The following is a 17,197-nucleotide window of genomic DNA, read 5'->3' on the forward strand; positions in this document are numbered from 1 at the left end:
CGATACGTGGATGTGCCGGATTCGGCGAGGTTCAGACGGATACCGGCGCCCGCAACGCGAGCCGGTCACCGTGCCATCGCGCGCGCAGCCGGCGGTCGTGGCTGACGATCACCAGCGCGCCCGGGTAGTCGGCCAGCGCGGTCTCCATATCCTCGACCAACCCTGGTGAGAGGTGATTGGTGGGCTCGTCGAGCAACAGCACGTCGAACGGTTCCACGACCAGCCGCGCCAAGGCCAGCCGCTGCCGCTGCCCGGTGGACAGCTCCGCGACGCGGGTCGTGAGCTGCGCGCGGTCGAACAGGCCCAGGGCCAGGAGTCGTTCGGCGTGCCCTTCGGTCTCACCGGTGCGGCCGCGGGCGAAGGCGGCCGCCAGCGTCTCCCCCGGCACGGCGGGCGGCGGCTCCTGCGCGAGATAGCCGACCCGGCCGCGGCGGACGACGGTGCCGCCGTCCGGTGCGAGGACCCCGGCCAGCACCCGCAGCAGTGTGGACTTGCCCGCGCCGTTCGGGCCGGTGATCAGCAGGCGCTCTCCGGCGGCGAGGGTGAGGCCGGTCGGGTCCAGCCGGTCGGCGACAGTGATCCCGGTGGCGTCGAGGACAGTGCCGGGCGTACCGCCGGACCGCAGTGCCGGGGTGAAACGCAACGGCTGTGGGGGCGGCGGCACCGGGTCGGCGAGCAAGCGGCGCAAACGTTCCTCGGCATTGCGGACCCGCCCGGCCAGCGACTGCTGCACCCGGCCGGCCGCCCGGTCGTAGGCCATCTTGTTGTTGTCCTTCATCGCCCGCCCCGGGGCGACCCGGCGGGCCGTGGTGGCGGCGGCTTCCCGCAGCCGCTCGATATCGGTCTGCCACTGTTCGTGGGCTTGTACCCACCGCCGCCGCGCCGCGGCCTTCTCCGCACGGAAACCCGCGTAGCCGTTGCCGTACCGGACCACCCGCCGCCGGTCCGCGTCGACCTCCAGCAGGGAGGTCGCGATCCGCTCCAGGAAGACCCGGTCGTGGGAGACCGCCACCGTGGTACCGCGCCGAGTGCGCAGATGGCTTTCCAGCCAGGTCAGGGCGTCGTCGTCGAGGTGGTTGGTGGGCTCGTCGAGCAGCAGCACCTCGGACCCGGCCGCCAGTACCGCCGCCAGGCGTAACCGGACCTGTTCGCCGCCGGAGAGCCCGCCGACTTCCCGGCCGCGAGCGACCAGACCCAGGCCGAGACCGTGCAGGGCACGCTCGACGCGGGCATCGGCGTCGTACCCGCCGCGTAGTTCGAAAATGGTGGCCAGTTCGCCGTATTCGGCGAAGCCGGACTCGTCGCCGGCCGCCATGGCGGCCTCCAGGGCACGCATCCGGCCCTCGATCGCGCGCAGCTTGCTCAAGGCCCGGTCGATGACCTGCTGAACGGTTGCCGCCGGCGGCAGCTGCTCGTCCTGGGCGAGATAGCCGACACCGCCGTCGGCCCGGAGGACGATCTCGCCGGCGTCGGGCCGCTCCTGCCCGGCGAACAGACGCAGCAGGGTGGACTTACCGGATCCGTTCTCGCCGATGATGCCGGTGCGCTCGCCCGTGGCGAGCGAACACGTCACCTCATCGAGAACGCGCCGGCCATGAAAAGACTTGGTGACCGCGAGCGCGGTGATCTGCGTGGACATGGACACTCTCCGAAGCATTCGAGTACGACGCGACCCCGGGGGACCGCAGGACGGGGTGAACGCTTCGAATGAGCATCGGCGACCTCACTAGTGCGACGAATGTTGCATTAGCATGGTGTCACAGCCTGCCCCCCAGAGCAACCGGATGATCGATATGACTTCTCCCCCCTCGGCCGGCGAGACCCCGCGCCCGGCGCCGCGACCGGGCGGACGCACCGCCCGCATCCGCGCCCAGGTCCTGGCAGCCGTACACGCGGAACTGACCGAACACGGCTACGACGCACTCACCGTGGACACCGTCGCCGCCCGCGCGGGCGTCCACCGCACCACCGTCTACCGCCGTTGGCGCGATGTCGGCGGTCTGATCACCGACGTCTTCGCCGCGGCCGCCGATATCGATTGGCACCCCCGCGACACCGGTTCCCTCCGGGGGGATCTGGCCGCGCTCAACCAGGAGATCCAGGATTCGCTCGTCGAGGAACCGTCGATCGCGGCGGCGCTGATCGCGGTGTCGTTCCGCTCCGAGGAGGCCGCCCGCGCCCTGCGCCAGTTGTGGGAGAACCGATATGTCCAGTCCGAGGTGGTGGTCGAACGCGCCGTGCACCGGGGCGAACTGACTCCCGGCGTCGACGCGCGGGCCGTCCTGATCGCGGCCACCGCGCCGGTCTACCACCAGCTGACACTGCTGCGAACACCACCCGACCCGCACCTTCCCGACCGTGCGGCGGCCGCCGCGGCCCTGGCCGCGCACGGCGGCGCGTTCACCGGCCCAGGGGCCGTCGACCCCGACCGAGTGAGCCGATAGACCGGCCTACACCGGCCGGGGAACCATCTATCGAAAATATGTTCGAACTCGGGTACGGTTACCCGCATGCCCGAACTCGCCCCCATCCCGTTCGCCCGGCTCAATCTCGAACAGGTACGGGAACGACTTCTCGCCGCGGCGGCCTTCGGCGAGTCCCTCTCGCCCGATCAGCTCGAGGCGCTGGCCGGCAAGCTCAACACCGGCCTGAGCATCTACATCGAGGCGACCCAGAACAGCGCGCCCCGTGCCCCGCGTCCGGCGGTGCCCGGCCGGGCCTGCCTGGATTTCCGCGGACACCTGCGCTGAACCCGGCCCGCGCCGTGACGCGGACCGGGCCGGCGCTATCGGCTCACCGGTCGCCCTCCACCACCGGCTCCCCGTCCACCACCTCGATGGGCGAGGTGACGAGCTCGAACTCGCCCTCGTGCTTGGCCACGCCCTGTAGCACCGCGCCCTCGACCAGTTCGACACCCAGGTCCGCCCGCACGATGAGCGGATCGCTGCGGACATCGCGGTAGAGCGAGACGCACATGAGCACCATCACCACCATGAACGGCAGCGACACCACGGTGGTGAGTGCCTGCAAACCGGTCAATGCGCCACCGAGATCGCTCGAATCGGCGATCACCAGCATGATCGCGGCGACCGCACCGGTGGCGGTACCCCAGAAGATCACGGTCAGCCGGGACGGTTCGATATTGCCCCGCTCCGACAGGGTGCCCATGACGATCGAGGCGGCGTCCGCGCCGGAAACGAAGAAGATACCCACCAGGATCATCACCAGCACGGTGGTGATCGAGGTCAGTGGATACTCCGCGAGCAGGTGGAAGAGCGCGAAATCGGGGTTCACGCTGCCGTCGGCTTCGGTGAGGTCGTGGGTATCGGTCTGCTGGCGGATGGCCGCGCCGCCGAAGACCGCGAACCAGACCAGGCTCACCAGGCTGGGCACCAGCAGGACGCCCGCCACGAACTGCCGGATGGTGCGACCCCGGCTGATCCGCGCGATGAACATCCCGACGAAGGGGGTCCAGGAGATCCACCACGCCCAGTAGAAGATGGTCCAGCTCGACAGCCACGTCTCCATTTCCGCGCCGCCGGCGATCCCGGTCCGCGAGGCCATGGTCGGTAGCTCGGCGATGTAGTCACCGACGGCGGTGGGCAGGAAGTTCAGCATGAACAGGGTGGGCCCGGCGATGAAGACGAAGGCCGCCAGGATCACCGCGAGCACCATATTGATATTCGACAGCCACTGGATACCGCGGGCGACGCCCGAGACCGCGGAGAGGATGAACGCGACGGTGAGCCCGGTGATCACCGCCACCAGGCCGATCTTGCCGACGGCGTCCACCCAGCCGTTGAACTCGAACCCGGCTCCGATCTGCAACGCGCCCAGACCGAGCGAGGCCGCCGAACCGAACAGCGTGGCGAAGATGGCCATCACATCGATCGCCTTACCCCCCAGGCCCTCGGCGTGCCGACCGAGCAGCGGCCGGAACACCGACGAGAACAGCTGGGACCGGCCACGCCGGAAGGTACCGTAGGCGATGGCCAGCCCGGCGACGGCGTAGATGGCCCACGGATGCAACGTCCAGTGGAACAGCGTGGTCGCCATCGCGACCTCGGCGGCCTGCGGGCTGCCGGCCTCGGCGGTATCCGGCGGCGGAGCGGTGAAATGGGTCAGTGGCTCGGCGACACCCCAGAACATGAGGCCGATCCCCATACCGGCGCTGAACATCATGGCGATCCAGGAGACTGTCCGGAACTCCGGTTGTTCGTCGTCGGCGCCGAGCGGGATCTTGCCGTACCGGCTCAGCGCCAGCCAGATCACGTAGACCACGAAGGAGGTGGCCACCAGGACGAACAACCAGCCGGTATTGGTGATCACCCAGGACTGGGCGTTCGAGGCGAAGGTGGCCAGACTTTCCTGGTCGAAGATCCCCCAGAGTACGAAGGCCACGGACCCTACCGAGGTGATGCCGAAGACCAGCCAGTCGAGCTTGCGGCCCACTGGTCTGTGTCTGGGCGGGCCCGGCACACCGCTGTTACGCGTCGCGGGTTTCCCGCCGGTGTCGATCGCCATGGACGAGTCCTTTCAGATCGCACGTGCGTCCGGCACCGAGGTCGCGAGCCGGCCGTTACCCGGCCACTCCGCGCACCGCGACCACGCCGCCGAACCGGATGTTCCGGAAAAACCGTACTCGCCCCCGATTCGAACGCTGCGTCGAACACGTGAACAGCGAGCAGCGCGTCCGCTCCGGAGGTCGCCGAATACGGCCCGGAAAGCCCTGGATCCACGATCAAGACAATTGTCCGAACTACAGTACGGACGTTCGACCGGTTATCTGTACATAAATGCCCCGACCCTGCCGAACTCGTACCCGGGCCGACGAACCGATCGGGAGGCACACCACATGGCGGACTCCACGAAACTGGTGGTGGGAGCCTCGGGATTCCTCGGCTCGCACCTGACCCGCCAACTGGTGGCGACCGGTGCGCCCGTCCGCGTCCTGGTCCGCCGTACCAGCGATCTTCGGGCCATCACGGACCTGCCGGTGGAGATCCACCACGGTGACCTGTTCGACGATCACGCACTGCGCACTGCCCTGCGCGACTGCGACGAGATCTACCACTGCGCGGTGGACACCCGGGCCTGGCTCCGCGATCCCGAACCCCTCTTCCGGACCAATATCGCCGGCCTGCGCCAGGTGCCGGACGCCGCCTGCGCCGCCGGACCGCGGCGGTTCGTCTTCACCAGTTCCGCCGCCACCATCGGACGCCGGCCGGGCGGTGTCGCCGACGAACCGTCCGGCGACAGACGACGGACGGTGCGCACGGCGCACTGATTGCACCCTACATACAATGTGTAATATGCAATACGCTCCCGGCCGCGTGGTATAACGACTGACGGGACGCCCGCCGCGCCGCCACGGCATCGAGTACGAGCAGGACACCCGCCATGGATAAACCCACGCATCTGATCGAATTCGAGACCATGCTCCTGGGCCGGCACAGCCTCAATGCCCATCTGCGCCGCCCGGACCACCTCGAGCGCAGTGCCTATCTGGTACTGCGCCGGTTACGGATCGAGGGACCCATGTCCATCGGCGAACTCAGCGAGGCCTTCGGCCTGGATACCTCGACCGTGCACCGGCAGACCGCGGCCATGCTGAAAGCCGGGCTGGTGGAGCGTATCCCCGATCCCGAGGGCGGTCTGGCCCGTAAATTCCGGATCACCGACGAGGGTGAACGCCGGGTCCGGGCCGACCGCGACTACAACGTCAGCGCCCTCGACCGCCTGCTGCGCGGCTGGAGCAACGAGGACGTCGAGACCTTCGCGGCGTACCTGGAACGGTTCAACACCGATCTCGAGGCCCGGGAGGCGCGCCCCTGGCCGCGTCCCTCCCGCACCGAGCGGCGGCCCTAAGGCCCACAGCCACGCCACCGGCGCCCACCGAGGGGGACCGGCAGGCCGCACCGCCCGGCGGCAGGCGCTCCGAACACGGGCGCCGGTTCCGCCGCCGGCCCGGGAGATCCGTGTCGACTGTTCGTGCGCCCCCGATCGCGACGGACAGGTCACCCGAGTGCGGTTCCGGTGCCGAATCCACGGTCGATATCACCACCAGCGCAGCAGTGGATGCAGCGCGCGCCCGAGTGGGCCGGCCAGCGAGCGGGAGAAGCTTGCGCTCAGATGATGTTCGTCGTGGTAGACGAGAATATTGCCGACGACGACCGGGCACACCTCAGCGGTGCAGACCGCGTCACTGAGGTCGATGGGGAAGACATTCGGGAAACGGGACGCCGGTTCGAGCCCGGGGTTGATCTCGTCCAGCGCATCGATGCGGTGCATTCCGCAGTCGATCGCGGTACCGCCGAAGGCGAGGCAATCACCGGCCCGGTACGGTACGCCACCGTCACGGCGCAACCAGGGCGTATCCCGGATCGCGATCACATTCAGGCGCTGATCGGCGAGAGCCGCCCAGACGTCCGGATAGCCGGGCGGGGTTTCGTCGCCGCTCTCCAAACGCGGGTGGGTGCCGATAGTGAATACCCAATCGGGACGTTCGGTCCCCAACCGTTCGATCACCTCGCGAGACCAGTCACGACAGTCCGGGATGGCCTCCCCCCGGTAGGTGGCGTCCTCGGCAATCGTCAAGGCGCAGCCCATTTTGAGGTACGTCCGGATGCGGAAACTGTGCTGTTCGGCGAGTACCTGGAAGGCGGGCAGCCAGTGCTCCACATGCGAACTGCCCGCCAAGGCGATTGTTCGATCCGCACCCGGGTCGCCGTAGGTGCAGGTGATGACATCACGGGTATCCCAATCGGCGATGCAGCCGTCCAGCGTCGAAGGCGGCAGGTCCGCCGCGACCTGCAATGGGCCGGGACGCACCGGGGCCTCCGGAACAGGCGCATCGGACGCGAGCGCTTCCGCACCGGGATACCGGGGAGGCTCGAGATCGCTCGGTACGGTCGCCCGCTCTACGACGAGGGCCTGCCAGACCACCGTTACCGCGACCAGCGCGACCGCGCCGACCGACACCATCGATCCGGCGATCCTCTGGTATCGCTGCGTCCCACCACCCGCGGTGGTGCCGGGCCGGGAGCGCAACCGGAGCGGTTGTTCGACCCAGCGGTGCGTGCACCAGGCGAGAAGGACCGACAGTGCGATGATCGCCATCCCACCGGCCGGACCCGCCTCCGGCTGTTCCCGGTGGGCGAGATAGAAGATCAGAATCGGCCAGTGCCACAGGTACAGCGGGTAGGCGATATCGCCGAGCCGGCGCGCTGTGGATGTAGCCAGGATCCGATTCGGCCACGGCCGGAATTCCGGGGCAAGACCGCTACCGGACAGGATGAGTGCCACGCAGGCACCCACGGGCACCAGGGCGGCCGGACCGGGAAACCGGTTGGCGCCGTCTACGATCAACCATCCGCATCCGACCACCCCGGCAAGCCCCAGCCAGGCCAGGACATGACGCAGCGGGCGCGGGGGTGACCAGAACGGCGCGGCGAGTACCAGGGCCGCGCCCGCCAGCAGTTCCCAGGCGCGGGCGTAGCTGTCGTAATAATTCCAGCCCTGATAGGTGACCATGCCGTACGCCGCATACGCGAACGATGTGGCCGCGGCCCCGGCCACGAGCACTGCCAGCACCGGCCGGGCCCGGCGGCGATGCCCCCGGCACAGCCCGGCCACCCCCGCCACGACGAGTAGCGCCGCCAGATAGTACTGGCCCTGCACCGACATCGACCACAGGTGCTGTAGCGGACTCACCGATGGATCCGCCGCCAGGTAGTCCGACCAACTCCACGCGAGCTGCCAGTTCTGGTAGTAGAACATCGACGCCAGTGTCTGAGTGGCGATATCCGCCCACTGCGTATAGGGCCGTAGCACCACGGCCGCGCCGACAACCGCGATGAGCACCACGATCAACGCCGGCAGCAGTCTGCGCAGGGTCCGGCGCACCGTGAACCACACACCCACCGACCCGGTGGCATCGGCCCGGCGCAGGAGCAATCCGGTGAAGAAGAAGCCCGAGAGCACCAAGAACACGTCGACCCCGCCGGACACGCGGCCCATCCAGATGTGGAACACCACCACCAGCGCGATCGCTATTCCGCGTAGGCCGTCGAGATCCGCGCGGTATGCCGCGGCCGATGGATCATTCCCGGCGAACGCCGCACCGGTCCGGGCCCCGGCCGACGTTCTATCGGCTACCGCACCGCCGCCGATACCGGGACAAGCCCGCGCCGCCACCCGAGGCACGCGGCCGGGCAAATCCGACACAGTCATGCCAAACCCATTCCCTAACCACCGTGGAGCCGGTCGCGTGATCGTGCGGGCGGATGCCCGCCGCTGCCGCTCGACACCAGGCTCCACGCGGCGGCACGACCTGTGCGGTGCCGGACCGTGTGCACCATTTCCCACTTGCTTCCACTGTATCGGACGCCCTGTCGCCCCTCCCGGGGTCCCGTCCCGCTCCGGACCGAGTACGGTGCCGTACCTGCCCGACCGCCGGTTCGGCACGGGCACTTCATGAAACCGCTGGTGGGTGCACCGATCGGCGGCGCCACCCCACCAGCTACTTCGATACACGCCCCAGGCGATCGTTTCAGAAGCGCCGCATATCGACCTGGCGGCGCACATTGGACAACGCGGTCACCACGGCCGTCCCCAGCGGGCCGCTCCGGTCGTACAGGGTGGTGGTGCCGACCGCGACACCCGCACAGGCCACCTGATCCTGTGCCAGCACCCCGATCCCCGGGCCGGACGGCACCCGGGCAAGCGTCAGTGTGACATCGGAGTTGATATAGCCGATCCCTTCGGTGCCCCAATTGCACATGAAGCTCGCGGCGTCACCGGCCATCCCCGCTCGCTGCAGCGGCGTCACCGGCTCACCCGCGACCACCGGCAGCATGTTCTGCCAGATGGCCTTGCGCTCGGCGTTCTGCGTGGCCACGAAATCGCGGGTCCAGTCGCCGTCCCCGCTCTTGAACAGCGGGTGGGCGCCGGCCTCCGAGGTATCGGGAATCTCGGGCACCGGGAAGTCGTGCGGCGGCTGCCACAGGTCGCCGGCGGGCACCGCCCCGGTGCGCAGGTAGACCACCGTCGCCCGTGACCGCACCTCCCCGCGCTGCAGCAGTTCGGCATCCGCGACGCAGATACGTTTACCCTCCCGCACCACCACACTGCGCAGCGTGGCCGGCTCGTCGACGACCGGGCGGAACAGGTCCACGGTCACCCGGGCGGGGACGAACTCCGCCCCCGGGGAGCGCGTTTCCAGTTCCCGCGTCAGCAGTCCGCAGATCGCCGGTCCGCCCACCTGGGTCGGGCTCCAGCTGGACATGGCTTTACGGGTGGGCAGGTACTGCTGACCCTCCCTGGTGAAGAACGCGAACACGCCCATCGGCTCCTCTCGCACAGACCCCTGCCCCAGAATTACAACACGTTCTAGTTCGTGGTCGGCCGAAGGGCCCGGCCGGCGGTGGTTCAGACCTGTAACTCCCGAGCGAGGACGCCGGCCGCCTCCCAAATCTCGGCCGGATCGCCGTCCCAGCCGAGTACCCGCAGCACCGCGGCGGCGATGGCCTCCCGCACCCCCTCGGGCACCCCGCCGGCGTCCGAGCGGATATTGATCACCGTCTCCACCAACCGGAACGGCAGGGTCTGCGCTTCGGCCACCCCGTTCGCGCCCGGCCCGGCCACCACGCGCGCGGCCAGCCGTTCGTAGCTCGTGCGCAGGGCGTCACGGCGCGCCCGGAACCGGGCGAACCGATCCCCGCGCAACTCCGGCAGGAAGTACAGCGCACCGATATTCCAGCGCGCGTCGCACAGCTGACCGATATCGAACCGGGCCAGGGCGTACAGCCGGACCGCGGCCGGTTCCGGTCGCCGTTCCAGGCGCGTCGCGAGTTCGGCCGCCCCCGCGATGGTTTCACCGAGCAGGGCGTCGAGAATGTCGTCCTTGGCCGCGAAATGGTGGTACAGCGATGCCTGGCGGATACCGACCGCCTCGGCGATGGCCCGGGTCGAGGTACTTCCGTACCCCTGGGTGGTGAACAGTTCGGCGGCGGCGTCGAGGATTTCGGCGCGCGGTGTCTGCCCCTGGCGGCGACGCGGCGCGAGACGCGGGCGGCCCGGACCGAGTTGGGTCATGCCTCCATTGTCGCCGACCAGCGGATCAGCACCGCGGGGGAGATTTCTGTCATTCGACAGAAATATCGGCAACGCAGACGTTACGCCCGGCCGCGATACGGATACATCGCCGTCACCACCATGTCGCGGAAGCCGAGGAACCTTTCAACCGATAGATATTCGTGTCGGATGAAGGGCCCCGGCCATGATCATTCTCGGAATCGCGATCAGTGTGGTCGCGGTGATCGGCATCGGCCTGCTGGTCGCCCGCAAGGTCGACGGTGACAGCGTGAACTTCCTGGTCGCCGGCCGATCGCTGGGTCTCCCGCTGGTCGCGGCGGGCCTGATGGGCCAGGCGGTCGACTCCAACGCCACCCTCGGCAATACCGATCTGGCCGGTTCGGTCGGCTTCTGGGCCGGTGCGTCGCTACCGCTGGGCCTCGGTCTGTGCCTGCTGCTCACCGGGATCTTCTTCGCCAAGCCGATGAACCGGATGGGCCTGCTGACCCTGCCGGACTTCTACCGGATCAAATACGGCCGCGGGGTGGAATTCAGTGCCTCGATCCTGATGATCTTCAGCTTCTGCATCCTGCTGGCGGGCAACCTCGTCGCCGGTGGTTTCCTGTTCGAACGCTTCCTCGGGATCCCCTACACCGCCGGTGTCCTGCTCATCGTGGCGATCGTGCTGACCTACACCGTCACCGGCGGCATGTTCAGCGACGCCTACACCGCACTCGCCCAGATGGTGATCACCGTCATCGGGTCGCTCGCCCTGCTCATCTGGGTGGGATCGACCTACGGGATCACCATTCCCGAGGGTATGGGACCGTTCGACCTGGGACAGCTCGGCAACAGTTCCGAAGGCGCCGTGGTGAACTGGGCGACGCTGATCGCCCTCGGTATCGGCGATATCGTCGCCATCGACTTCATGCAGCGCATCTTCTCGGCCCGCTCCCCCGAAATCGCCCGCCGGGCCTGCTTCGTGGGCGCGGCCGGAACAGCTGCGGTCGGTATCCCCTACGCGTTGGTCGCCCTCGCCACCACCGATCTCGTCGGCGAGGGATCGGGTCCGCGACTGCTGTCCCTGCTGGACGAACACGCCCCGGCGGGTCTGGCGATCCTGGTGCTGTCGGCGATTGTGGCGGCATCGTGCTCCACCGCCAACGGCGCCATCCTGGGCACCGCCTCGGTGGCGACCCGGAATATCGCCGGGCGCACCGACCGGACCGACGCCGCCGGACGCGACACCTTGCTGCGGGATGTGCGGCTCACCATGATCCCGGTCGTCGCGGTGGCGATCTTCTTCGCGGTGCAGGTACCGCAGACCGGCATCCTGCTCACCCTGGCGTTCGACCTCATGCTCGCCGCGCTGATCGTGCCGTTCATCGCGGGCCACCTCACCTCGCGGACCACCACCGCCGCCGCGGTCGCGGCCATGGTGGCCGGGCTCGGTGTCCGGCTGGTCCTGTTCGTACTCACGCCCACCATGTACGGGGTACCGAATACCGTTCTCCATATCGACAATGCGCTGATCGGCCCGGGTTTCGATGGCTGGCCCACCTTCTTCGGCTTCCTCGCCTCACTGCTGGCCTTCCTCGGCACCCTCGCCGTGCAGCGGTTGCGTGCGCCCGCCGGAAGACCCGCGGTTGCGGGGGATATTGCCCCGCTGCCCGTGCCGGAACCCGCTGTCCAGCACGGTTGATCGCCGTCCGCCCGCGAATCGGGCCGTATTCCGCTGCCGTGCTTGCGGATCGGACATCCACGCACGGCCGGCGCACCCGCCGAGACCCGACGAACAAGGAAAGAGCATGACACCCACCACCGCCTCGACAACCGGCGCCCGCGCGCACGCCCGAGCCCAGGCATCGGCGACCGCGGCCACGCCCGCACTGCCCGAGGGGGTCCCGCTCGACGCGACCACCTGGACCGTCCGGCTCCCACCCGGCGGCTACGCGAGCACCGTGCTCTGCCGCGGCACCCGGCTGCGACTCGCCGACCCGCACGGCGCCGCCTGCGCGCACCTGTTCCTGCTGCGCGCGGGCGCACCGTGGGAACGTCTCAATATCGCCGACACCGTGAAAGTGCCCTGGCAGGCCTATCTCGGTGCCGGGCACCCACTGTTGTCCGATCAGGGCCGGCTGCTGGCCACCGTGATCACCGACACCTCGGGCCACCACGACGCGCTCTGCGGGCCCACCCCCGCAGGCCGGCTGCTCCTGGAACGCGCGGCCGCGAAACACGGGCTGACCCCGCGCGATATCGGCCCCACTCTCTCGTTCTTCCGCGGTGTGCGGGTGGACGGTGACGGCACCCTCACCGCCACCGGCCCGGCGGCCGCGGGCGCCTACGTCGACCTGATCGTCCAACTGCCGGTGATCGTCCTGGTGGCCGCCACCGCGCACCCTCTCGACGATGCCCCGGTCACCGACCTCGATCTGGTCGCCTGGCCGGGCGACCGCGCCGCCGCGGCCGCCGCCAACAGCGACCCGGAATACCTGCGCGCCGTCCAGAACACCGAACAGGCCTGGTCGGCCGCCCGCACCCGACAGGAGTGGATATGAACACCGCGACCCCGGCAGCGACCGTCGTGCTCGACGAAGTGGTCCTGGCCCGTGCACCGTGGTCGGCGGTCGTACGGGCGGGGCATCGTCTCGACATCATCGATCTGCACGGCAATCAGGCCGTCGACTGCCTGCTCTACGCCGCGGCCGACCACACCGACCGCTACAGCGCCCAGGCGACGGTCACCGCGCAGCGCAATATATTCCTCACCACCGGCAGTGTGCTGCGCACCGACCGCGGCACGGCACTCATGACCGTGCTCGCCGACGAGGTCGGCAACCACGACACCATCGCCGGAGCCTGCTCCCAGGAGTCCAATACGCTGCGCTACGGCCACCACACCCGCCACCAGCACGCCTGCGTGGAGAACTTCCTGGCCGAAGCGGCGAAATGGGGTATGGGCAAACGGGACCTGGTGTCCAACATCAACTGGTTCATGAACGTACCGGTGGAGTCCGACGGCACGCTCGGTATCGTCGACGGCCGGTCCGCACCGGGCAAGACGGTATCGCTGCGCGCCGAGATCGACACCCTGGTCCTGGTGTCCAACTGTCCCCAGATCAACAACCCCTGCAACGGCTTCGACCCCACGCCCGTGCGCATGGTGGTGACCCGGTGACCGCCCCGGTGACGCTTGCCCCACTGCCCGCCCCGGTGACCACCACCCGCCACGCGGTGGTCGAACGTCCCGGTCTGCTCACCACGGTGCAGGACTGGCCGGGCCGGACCGGCTACTGGCATGTCGGCGTACCGCCGTCGGGCCCCATGGACGATCTGTCGTTCCGGCTCGGCAACCGCGCCCTGGGCAACCCCGAGGGCGCGGCCGGGCTCGAATGCACCATGGCCGGTCCGGCATTGCGGTTCGCCGAGCCGACGTGGATGTGTGTGACCGGCGCTCCCGTCACGGTGACGGTGGCCGGTCGTCCGGTGCCGCTGTGGCGCCCGGTATTCGTACCGGCCGGAGAGGTTCTCGATATCGGTACGATTCGCGGCCCCGGAATGCGCTGCTATGTACTGGTATCCGGCGGACTGGCGCTCCCCGAATACCTCGGCAGCCGGGCCACGTTCACTCTCGGGCGTTTCGGCGGCGTGGGCGGGCGGGCACTGGCCGCCGCGGATGTTCTCCCGGTCGGCCCCGCACCGGGCCCGCCGGCCGGCGCGATACCCGGCGGTGCACAACCCGTGCTGGCCCGCGACTGGGAACTGGCCGTCACCGAGGGGCCACACGGCGCACCGGAGTTCTTCACCCGCGCCGATATCGATACACTGCTCGCCACCGCCTACGAGGTGCACTTCAACTCCGACCGGACCGGGGTCCGGCTCATCGGTCCCAAACCAGGCTGGGCTCGCCCGGACGGCGGCGAGGCCGGACTACATCCGTCGAATATCCACGACACCGCCTACAGCGTGGGCGCGCTCGATTTCACCGGCGACACCCCCATCCTGCTCGGCCCCGACGGGCCCAGCCTCGGCGGCTTCGTCTGTCCGGTGACGGTGACCGCCGCCGACCTGTGGAAGCTCGGCCAGTTGTGCCCGGGCGACCGGGTGCGTTTCGTGCCGGTGCGCGCGGAGCGGGCCGCGTCACCGGCCGAACTGGGTCCCGAACGCCGAGCGGGCTGGCCGATCGTCCTGTCCACCGGCGGCGACGGCGACGACGGCATCCTGCGGCACGGGGAAACCGCGGACGGTACACCGGTGACCTACCGACGCGCGGGCGATGACGGGATCCTCGTCGAATACGGTGCCATGACCCTGGATCTCGAACTACGCGCCCGCGTCCACGCGCTGCACGAGCACCTCCGCGCCCGCGGTGAACGGGGTATCACCGAACTCACCCCGGGCGTCCGTTCGCTCCAGGTCCGGGTCGAACCGCGCACGCTGCGGATCGGCACGGCCCTGGATCTCCTGGCCGAGGCGGAGGCCGCGCTTCCGGCCGCCGAAGACCTGGTCGTCCCCAGCCGCACCGTGGATCTGCCGCTGTCCTGGGATGATCCCGCGACCCGGGAGGCGATCACCCGCTATACGCACGGCGTCCGCGCCGACGCACCGTGGTGCCCGTGGAATATCGAGTTCATTCGGCGGATGAACGGACTCGAGACCGTCGACGACGTCTTCGATACCGTGTTCGCCGCCGAGTACCTGGTACTGGGCTTGGGGGATGTCTATCTCGGCGCGCCGCTGGCCACCCCGATCGATCCCCGGCACCGGCTGATCACCACCAAATACAATCCGGCCCGGACCTGGACCCCGGAGAACGCGGTCGGTATCGGCGGCGCTTACCTGTGTATCTACGGAATGGAAGGCCCGGGCGGATATCAGTTCGTGGGGCGCACCACCCAGGTGTGGAGCCGACGCACCGATAGCGAAACCCCGTGGCTGCTGCGCTTCTTCGACCGGATCCGCTGGTATCCGGTGAGCGCGGCCGAACTTCTCGACCTCCGGGCCGATATCGCCGCCGGCCGCGGCGAATTACGCGCCGGCCCGGGGGAATTCCGCCTCGCGGCGCATCGCGGATTCCTCACCGAGGAAGCGGACTCCATCGAATCGTTCCGGGCCCGGCAGTCGGCCGCCTTCGCAGCCGAACGCGAATCCTGGCGCCGCTCCGGGGAACTGGGCCGGACCCACTGAACGCCGGCCCGCCGCCCGGCCACACCGGCCGGCGCGCCGGCTCGGCTCAGGCCCCCGACGCCACCACCGCGGGCTGCAACTGGCTCAACATCTCGTCGGTACCGAGCACCATGCCGCAGCGGCGGGCGGTGTACTTGGAGGCGATCAAATGTTCCTCCCGGCTGAAATCGGCCACCGCGTCATGCGCCAGGAACGCGTGGATATCGTTCATGAACGCCTCGGCCGCACTGAGCATGCAGCCCATATGGGCGTACACGCCGGTGACCACGAGCTGGTCACGGTTACGGTAGCCGAGCAGTTGACGCAGATCCGTGCGCTGGAACGCCGAATAACGCCATTTGGTGACCCGGATGTCCCGCTCGTGCGGTGTCAGTGCGGCGATAACTTCGGTATCGGGGCCGTCCGACATACCGGTACCCCAGAAATCGGCGAGCAGGCCGCGCCGGTCGGGATGCTGGTCCCCTGGCTGCATACTGTAGATCACCGGTATGCCCAGCTCATGGCACCGATCACGCAGCCGGACGATATTCGCGATCATCGTCCGGGCCGGATCGCGATCGAGCTGGTAGGCGGTGAGGAAGTAGTGCTGCATGTCGTGGATGAGCAGGGCGGTGCGATCGGGATCGAGTCTCCAGGCCACTCTGTTGGTGATCTCGTCGTCCAACGGCGGCATCGCATAGGGCGCGATCGGCTGCATGGGCATGTCCAGAACTCCTCATCTCGTGTGGCCCGCGACCTTCTGGAAGGCCGCGCGCCCGGGCGCAGTGGCGAAAAGGTGGTGGGTCAGGGCACCGTCGCCGGACAGCCGGCCACACCCAGCGGTCCGAGGACGCGCTGTAATTTCCCGGTGGTCTCGGCCAGTTCGTCCTCGGGATCGGATTCCGCGACGATGCCGCCACCGGCGTAGGCCACCAGGGTCCGGTGGTCGGCGGCGAGTTCGGCACAGCGGATGCTGACCATCCATTCCCCGTTGCCCTCGGCGTCACACCAGCCGACCGCGCCGGCGTAGAAACCGCGTTCACCTTCGAATTCGGCGATCAGCCGGGCGGCCGCCGCGGTGGGGGTACCGCAGATGGCCGGGGTCGGATGCAGTGCGGCGGCCAGTTCCAGCGCCGACGGCCCGGCCATCGGGACAGTCGCGCCGATGGTGGTGCCCAGATGCCACATGGCCGGCGTCACGGTGAGACCGGGGCCGGCGGGCGTACGCACATCGGTACACCGATCACGCAGTACCCCCGCCACATGCTCCACCACGAAGCCGTGCTCGTGCTGATCCTTCGCCGACCCGAGCAAGTTCTCGGCAGCGAGCCGATCGGCCGGCGCGTTCTCCGGCACCCGCCGGGCCGAACCCGCGAGCGGATGGCTGGTGACCTCGGTACCGATCCGCCGCACCAGGATCTCCGGGCTGGAACCCACCAGGTGACGGCCGGTGAACAGGCCGCCGGCCGCGGACAGGTCCACCAGGTAGCCGTTACCGGCGGGATCGGTGGAGACCAGGAGATCCAGCAGATCGACGGCGCGCACGGTGCGATCGGCCCGGGCCCGCAGCGCCCGGGCGAGGACGACCTTGCGCAGCGGCTGCGCGGGATCGGCCAGCAGCCGTACCGCGGCGCCCACCCGGCGCAGATGCTCCTCCGGTTCCGGGAGGTGTTCGGTGACCGCGATATCGGGCGCGGTGACCGGCCGGGCGGTCCGCGGACCGTCGGTCACCGAGATGGTTTCGGGAGCCCACAGCGCCGCCGGTGCGCCGGGTGTGAACGGCAGCGCGCCGACGATATGGGAGACCCGGCGCGCACGCAGTTGCGCGACGGCTTCGGCGGGGTTGTGGAAGACACGCCCTCCGGCAGACGCGGTCACGGTGCGCTGCGGCCGGGACAGGACAAAGGCGGGATCCGCGGAAGACGCGGGGTTCTCGGCGTTGATGGTGGTCATC

The 17,197-nt window shown here is 69.2% G+C and carries 14 protein-coding genes and 1 pseudogene; 8 read left to right on the top strand and 7 right to left on the bottom strand.

Annotation, left to right across the window (positions count from 1 at the left end):
• Window positions 1–31: 31 nt before the first annotated feature.
• Window positions 32–1,639 (bottom strand): ribosomal protection-like ABC-F family protein, encoded by a 1,608-nt coding sequence (gene abc-f / locus NGR01S_RS16170; protein ID WP_174551707.1) that lies wholly within the window; start codon window positions 1,637–1,639, stop codon window positions 32–34.
• A 154-nt stretch (window positions 1,640–1,793) separates the two neighbouring features.
• Between abc-f and NGR01S_RS16175 the strand changes: the two genes are divergently transcribed.
• The gene (locus tag NGR01S_RS16175; protein WP_063037623.1) at window positions 1,794–2,444 is read left to right on the top strand and encodes a TetR/AcrR family transcriptional regulator; all 651 of its coding nucleotides are present in this window, start codon (window positions 1,794–1,796) and stop codon (window positions 2,442–2,444) included.
• 66 nt (window positions 2,445–2,510) lie between these two features.
• Window positions 2,511–2,750: a DUF6374 family protein gene (locus NGR01S_RS16180; protein ID WP_063037625.1), complete on the top strand. Its 240-nt coding sequence runs from the start codon at window positions 2,511–2,513 to the stop codon at window positions 2,748–2,750.
• Between the two features lie 43 nt (window positions 2,751–2,793).
• Here NGR01S_RS16180 and NGR01S_RS16185 read toward each other — a convergent pair whose 3' ends face one another.
• Window positions 2,794–4,524 (bottom strand): BCCT family transporter, encoded by a 1,731-nt coding sequence (locus NGR01S_RS16185; protein ID WP_063037627.1) that lies wholly within the window; start codon window positions 4,522–4,524, stop codon window positions 2,794–2,796.
• Between the two features lie 331 nt (window positions 4,525–4,855).
• Here NGR01S_RS16185 and NGR01S_RS16190 point away from each other — a divergent pair.
• Together NGR01S_RS16190 and NGR01S_RS16195 are read left to right on the top strand one after the other, a co-directional pair.
• Window positions 4,856–5,245, top strand: a pseudogene (locus tag NGR01S_RS16190) (NAD-dependent epimerase/dehydratase family protein); the annotation flags it as partial.
• 155 nt (window positions 5,246–5,400) lie between these two features.
• On the top strand, window positions 5,401–5,868 hold the full coding sequence (locus tag NGR01S_RS16195; protein ID WP_063037641.1) for a MarR family winged helix-turn-helix transcriptional regulator: 468 nt from the start codon (window positions 5,401–5,403) through the stop codon (window positions 5,866–5,868).
• A 189-nt stretch (window positions 5,869–6,057) separates the two neighbouring features.
• On the opposite strand, the gene NGR01S_RS16200 is transcribed toward NGR01S_RS16195, so the two are convergent.
• The 3 genes from NGR01S_RS16200 to NGR01S_RS16210 form a co-directional block, all read right to left on the bottom strand.
• A complete protein-coding gene (locus tag NGR01S_RS16200) occupies window positions 6,058–8,232 on the bottom strand; it encodes an acyltransferase family protein (protein ID WP_084481143.1) in 2,175 nt (724 codons plus the stop codon).
• A 319-nt stretch (window positions 8,233–8,551) separates the two neighbouring features.
• Window positions 8,552–9,346: an acyl-CoA thioesterase domain-containing protein gene (locus tag NGR01S_RS16205; protein ID WP_157107289.1), complete on the bottom strand. Its 795-nt coding sequence runs from the start codon at window positions 9,344–9,346 to the stop codon at window positions 8,552–8,554.
• 83 nt (window positions 9,347–9,429) lie between these two features.
• Window positions 9,430–10,095, bottom strand: a complete 666-nt coding sequence (locus NGR01S_RS16210) for a TetR/AcrR family transcriptional regulator (RefSeq protein ID WP_063037645.1) — start codon at window positions 10,093–10,095, stop codon at window positions 9,430–9,432.
• 184 nt (window positions 10,096–10,279) lie between these two features.
• Here NGR01S_RS16210 and NGR01S_RS16215 point away from each other — a divergent pair, with 184 nt between their 5' ends.
• From NGR01S_RS16215 to NGR01S_RS16230, 4 genes are all read left to right on the top strand, one after another.
• Window positions 10,280–11,776 (top strand): high affinity choline transporter 1, encoded by a 1,497-nt coding sequence (locus NGR01S_RS16215; protein ID WP_084481146.1) that lies wholly within the window; start codon window positions 10,280–10,282, stop codon window positions 11,774–11,776.
• Between the two features lie 106 nt (window positions 11,777–11,882).
• A complete protein-coding gene (locus NGR01S_RS16220; RefSeq protein ID WP_063037647.1) occupies window positions 11,883–12,635 on the top strand; it encodes a DUF1989 domain-containing protein in 753 nt (250 codons plus the stop codon).
• Window positions 12,632–13,255: an urea amidolyase associated protein UAAP2 gene (locus tag NGR01S_RS32555; RefSeq protein WP_063037961.1), complete on the top strand. Its 624-nt coding sequence runs from the start codon at window positions 12,632–12,634 to the stop codon at window positions 13,253–13,255. Before NGR01S_RS16220 ends, NGR01S_RS32555 begins: the two co-directional genes overlap by 4 nt.
• Window positions 13,256–13,290: 35 nt before the next feature.
• Window positions 13,291–15,264 carry a 5-oxoprolinase/urea amidolyase family protein gene (locus NGR01S_RS16230; protein WP_373861430.1) on the top strand — a complete coding sequence of 658 codons (1,974 nt, stop codon included), beginning with the start codon at window positions 13,291–13,293 and terminating at the stop codon, window positions 15,262–15,264.
• A 46-nt stretch (window positions 15,265–15,310) separates the two neighbouring features.
• Here NGR01S_RS16230 and NGR01S_RS16235 read toward each other — a convergent pair whose 3' ends face one another.
• A complete protein-coding gene (locus NGR01S_RS16235) occupies window positions 15,311–15,967 on the bottom strand; it encodes an isochorismatase family protein (protein ID WP_063037649.1) in 657 nt (218 codons plus the stop codon).
• A gap of 80 nt (window positions 15,968–16,047) precedes the next feature.
• A complete protein-coding gene (locus NGR01S_RS16240; protein WP_063037651.1) occupies window positions 16,048–17,196 on the bottom strand; it encodes an isochorismate synthase in 1,149 nt (382 codons plus the stop codon).
• Between the last annotated feature and the right edge of the window lies 1 nt (window position 17,197).

This window comes from Nocardia grenadensis NBRC 108939 (assembly GCF_001613445.1).
Lineage (GTDB): Bacteria > Actinomycetota > Actinomycetes > Mycobacteriales > Mycobacteriaceae > Nocardia > Nocardia grenadensis.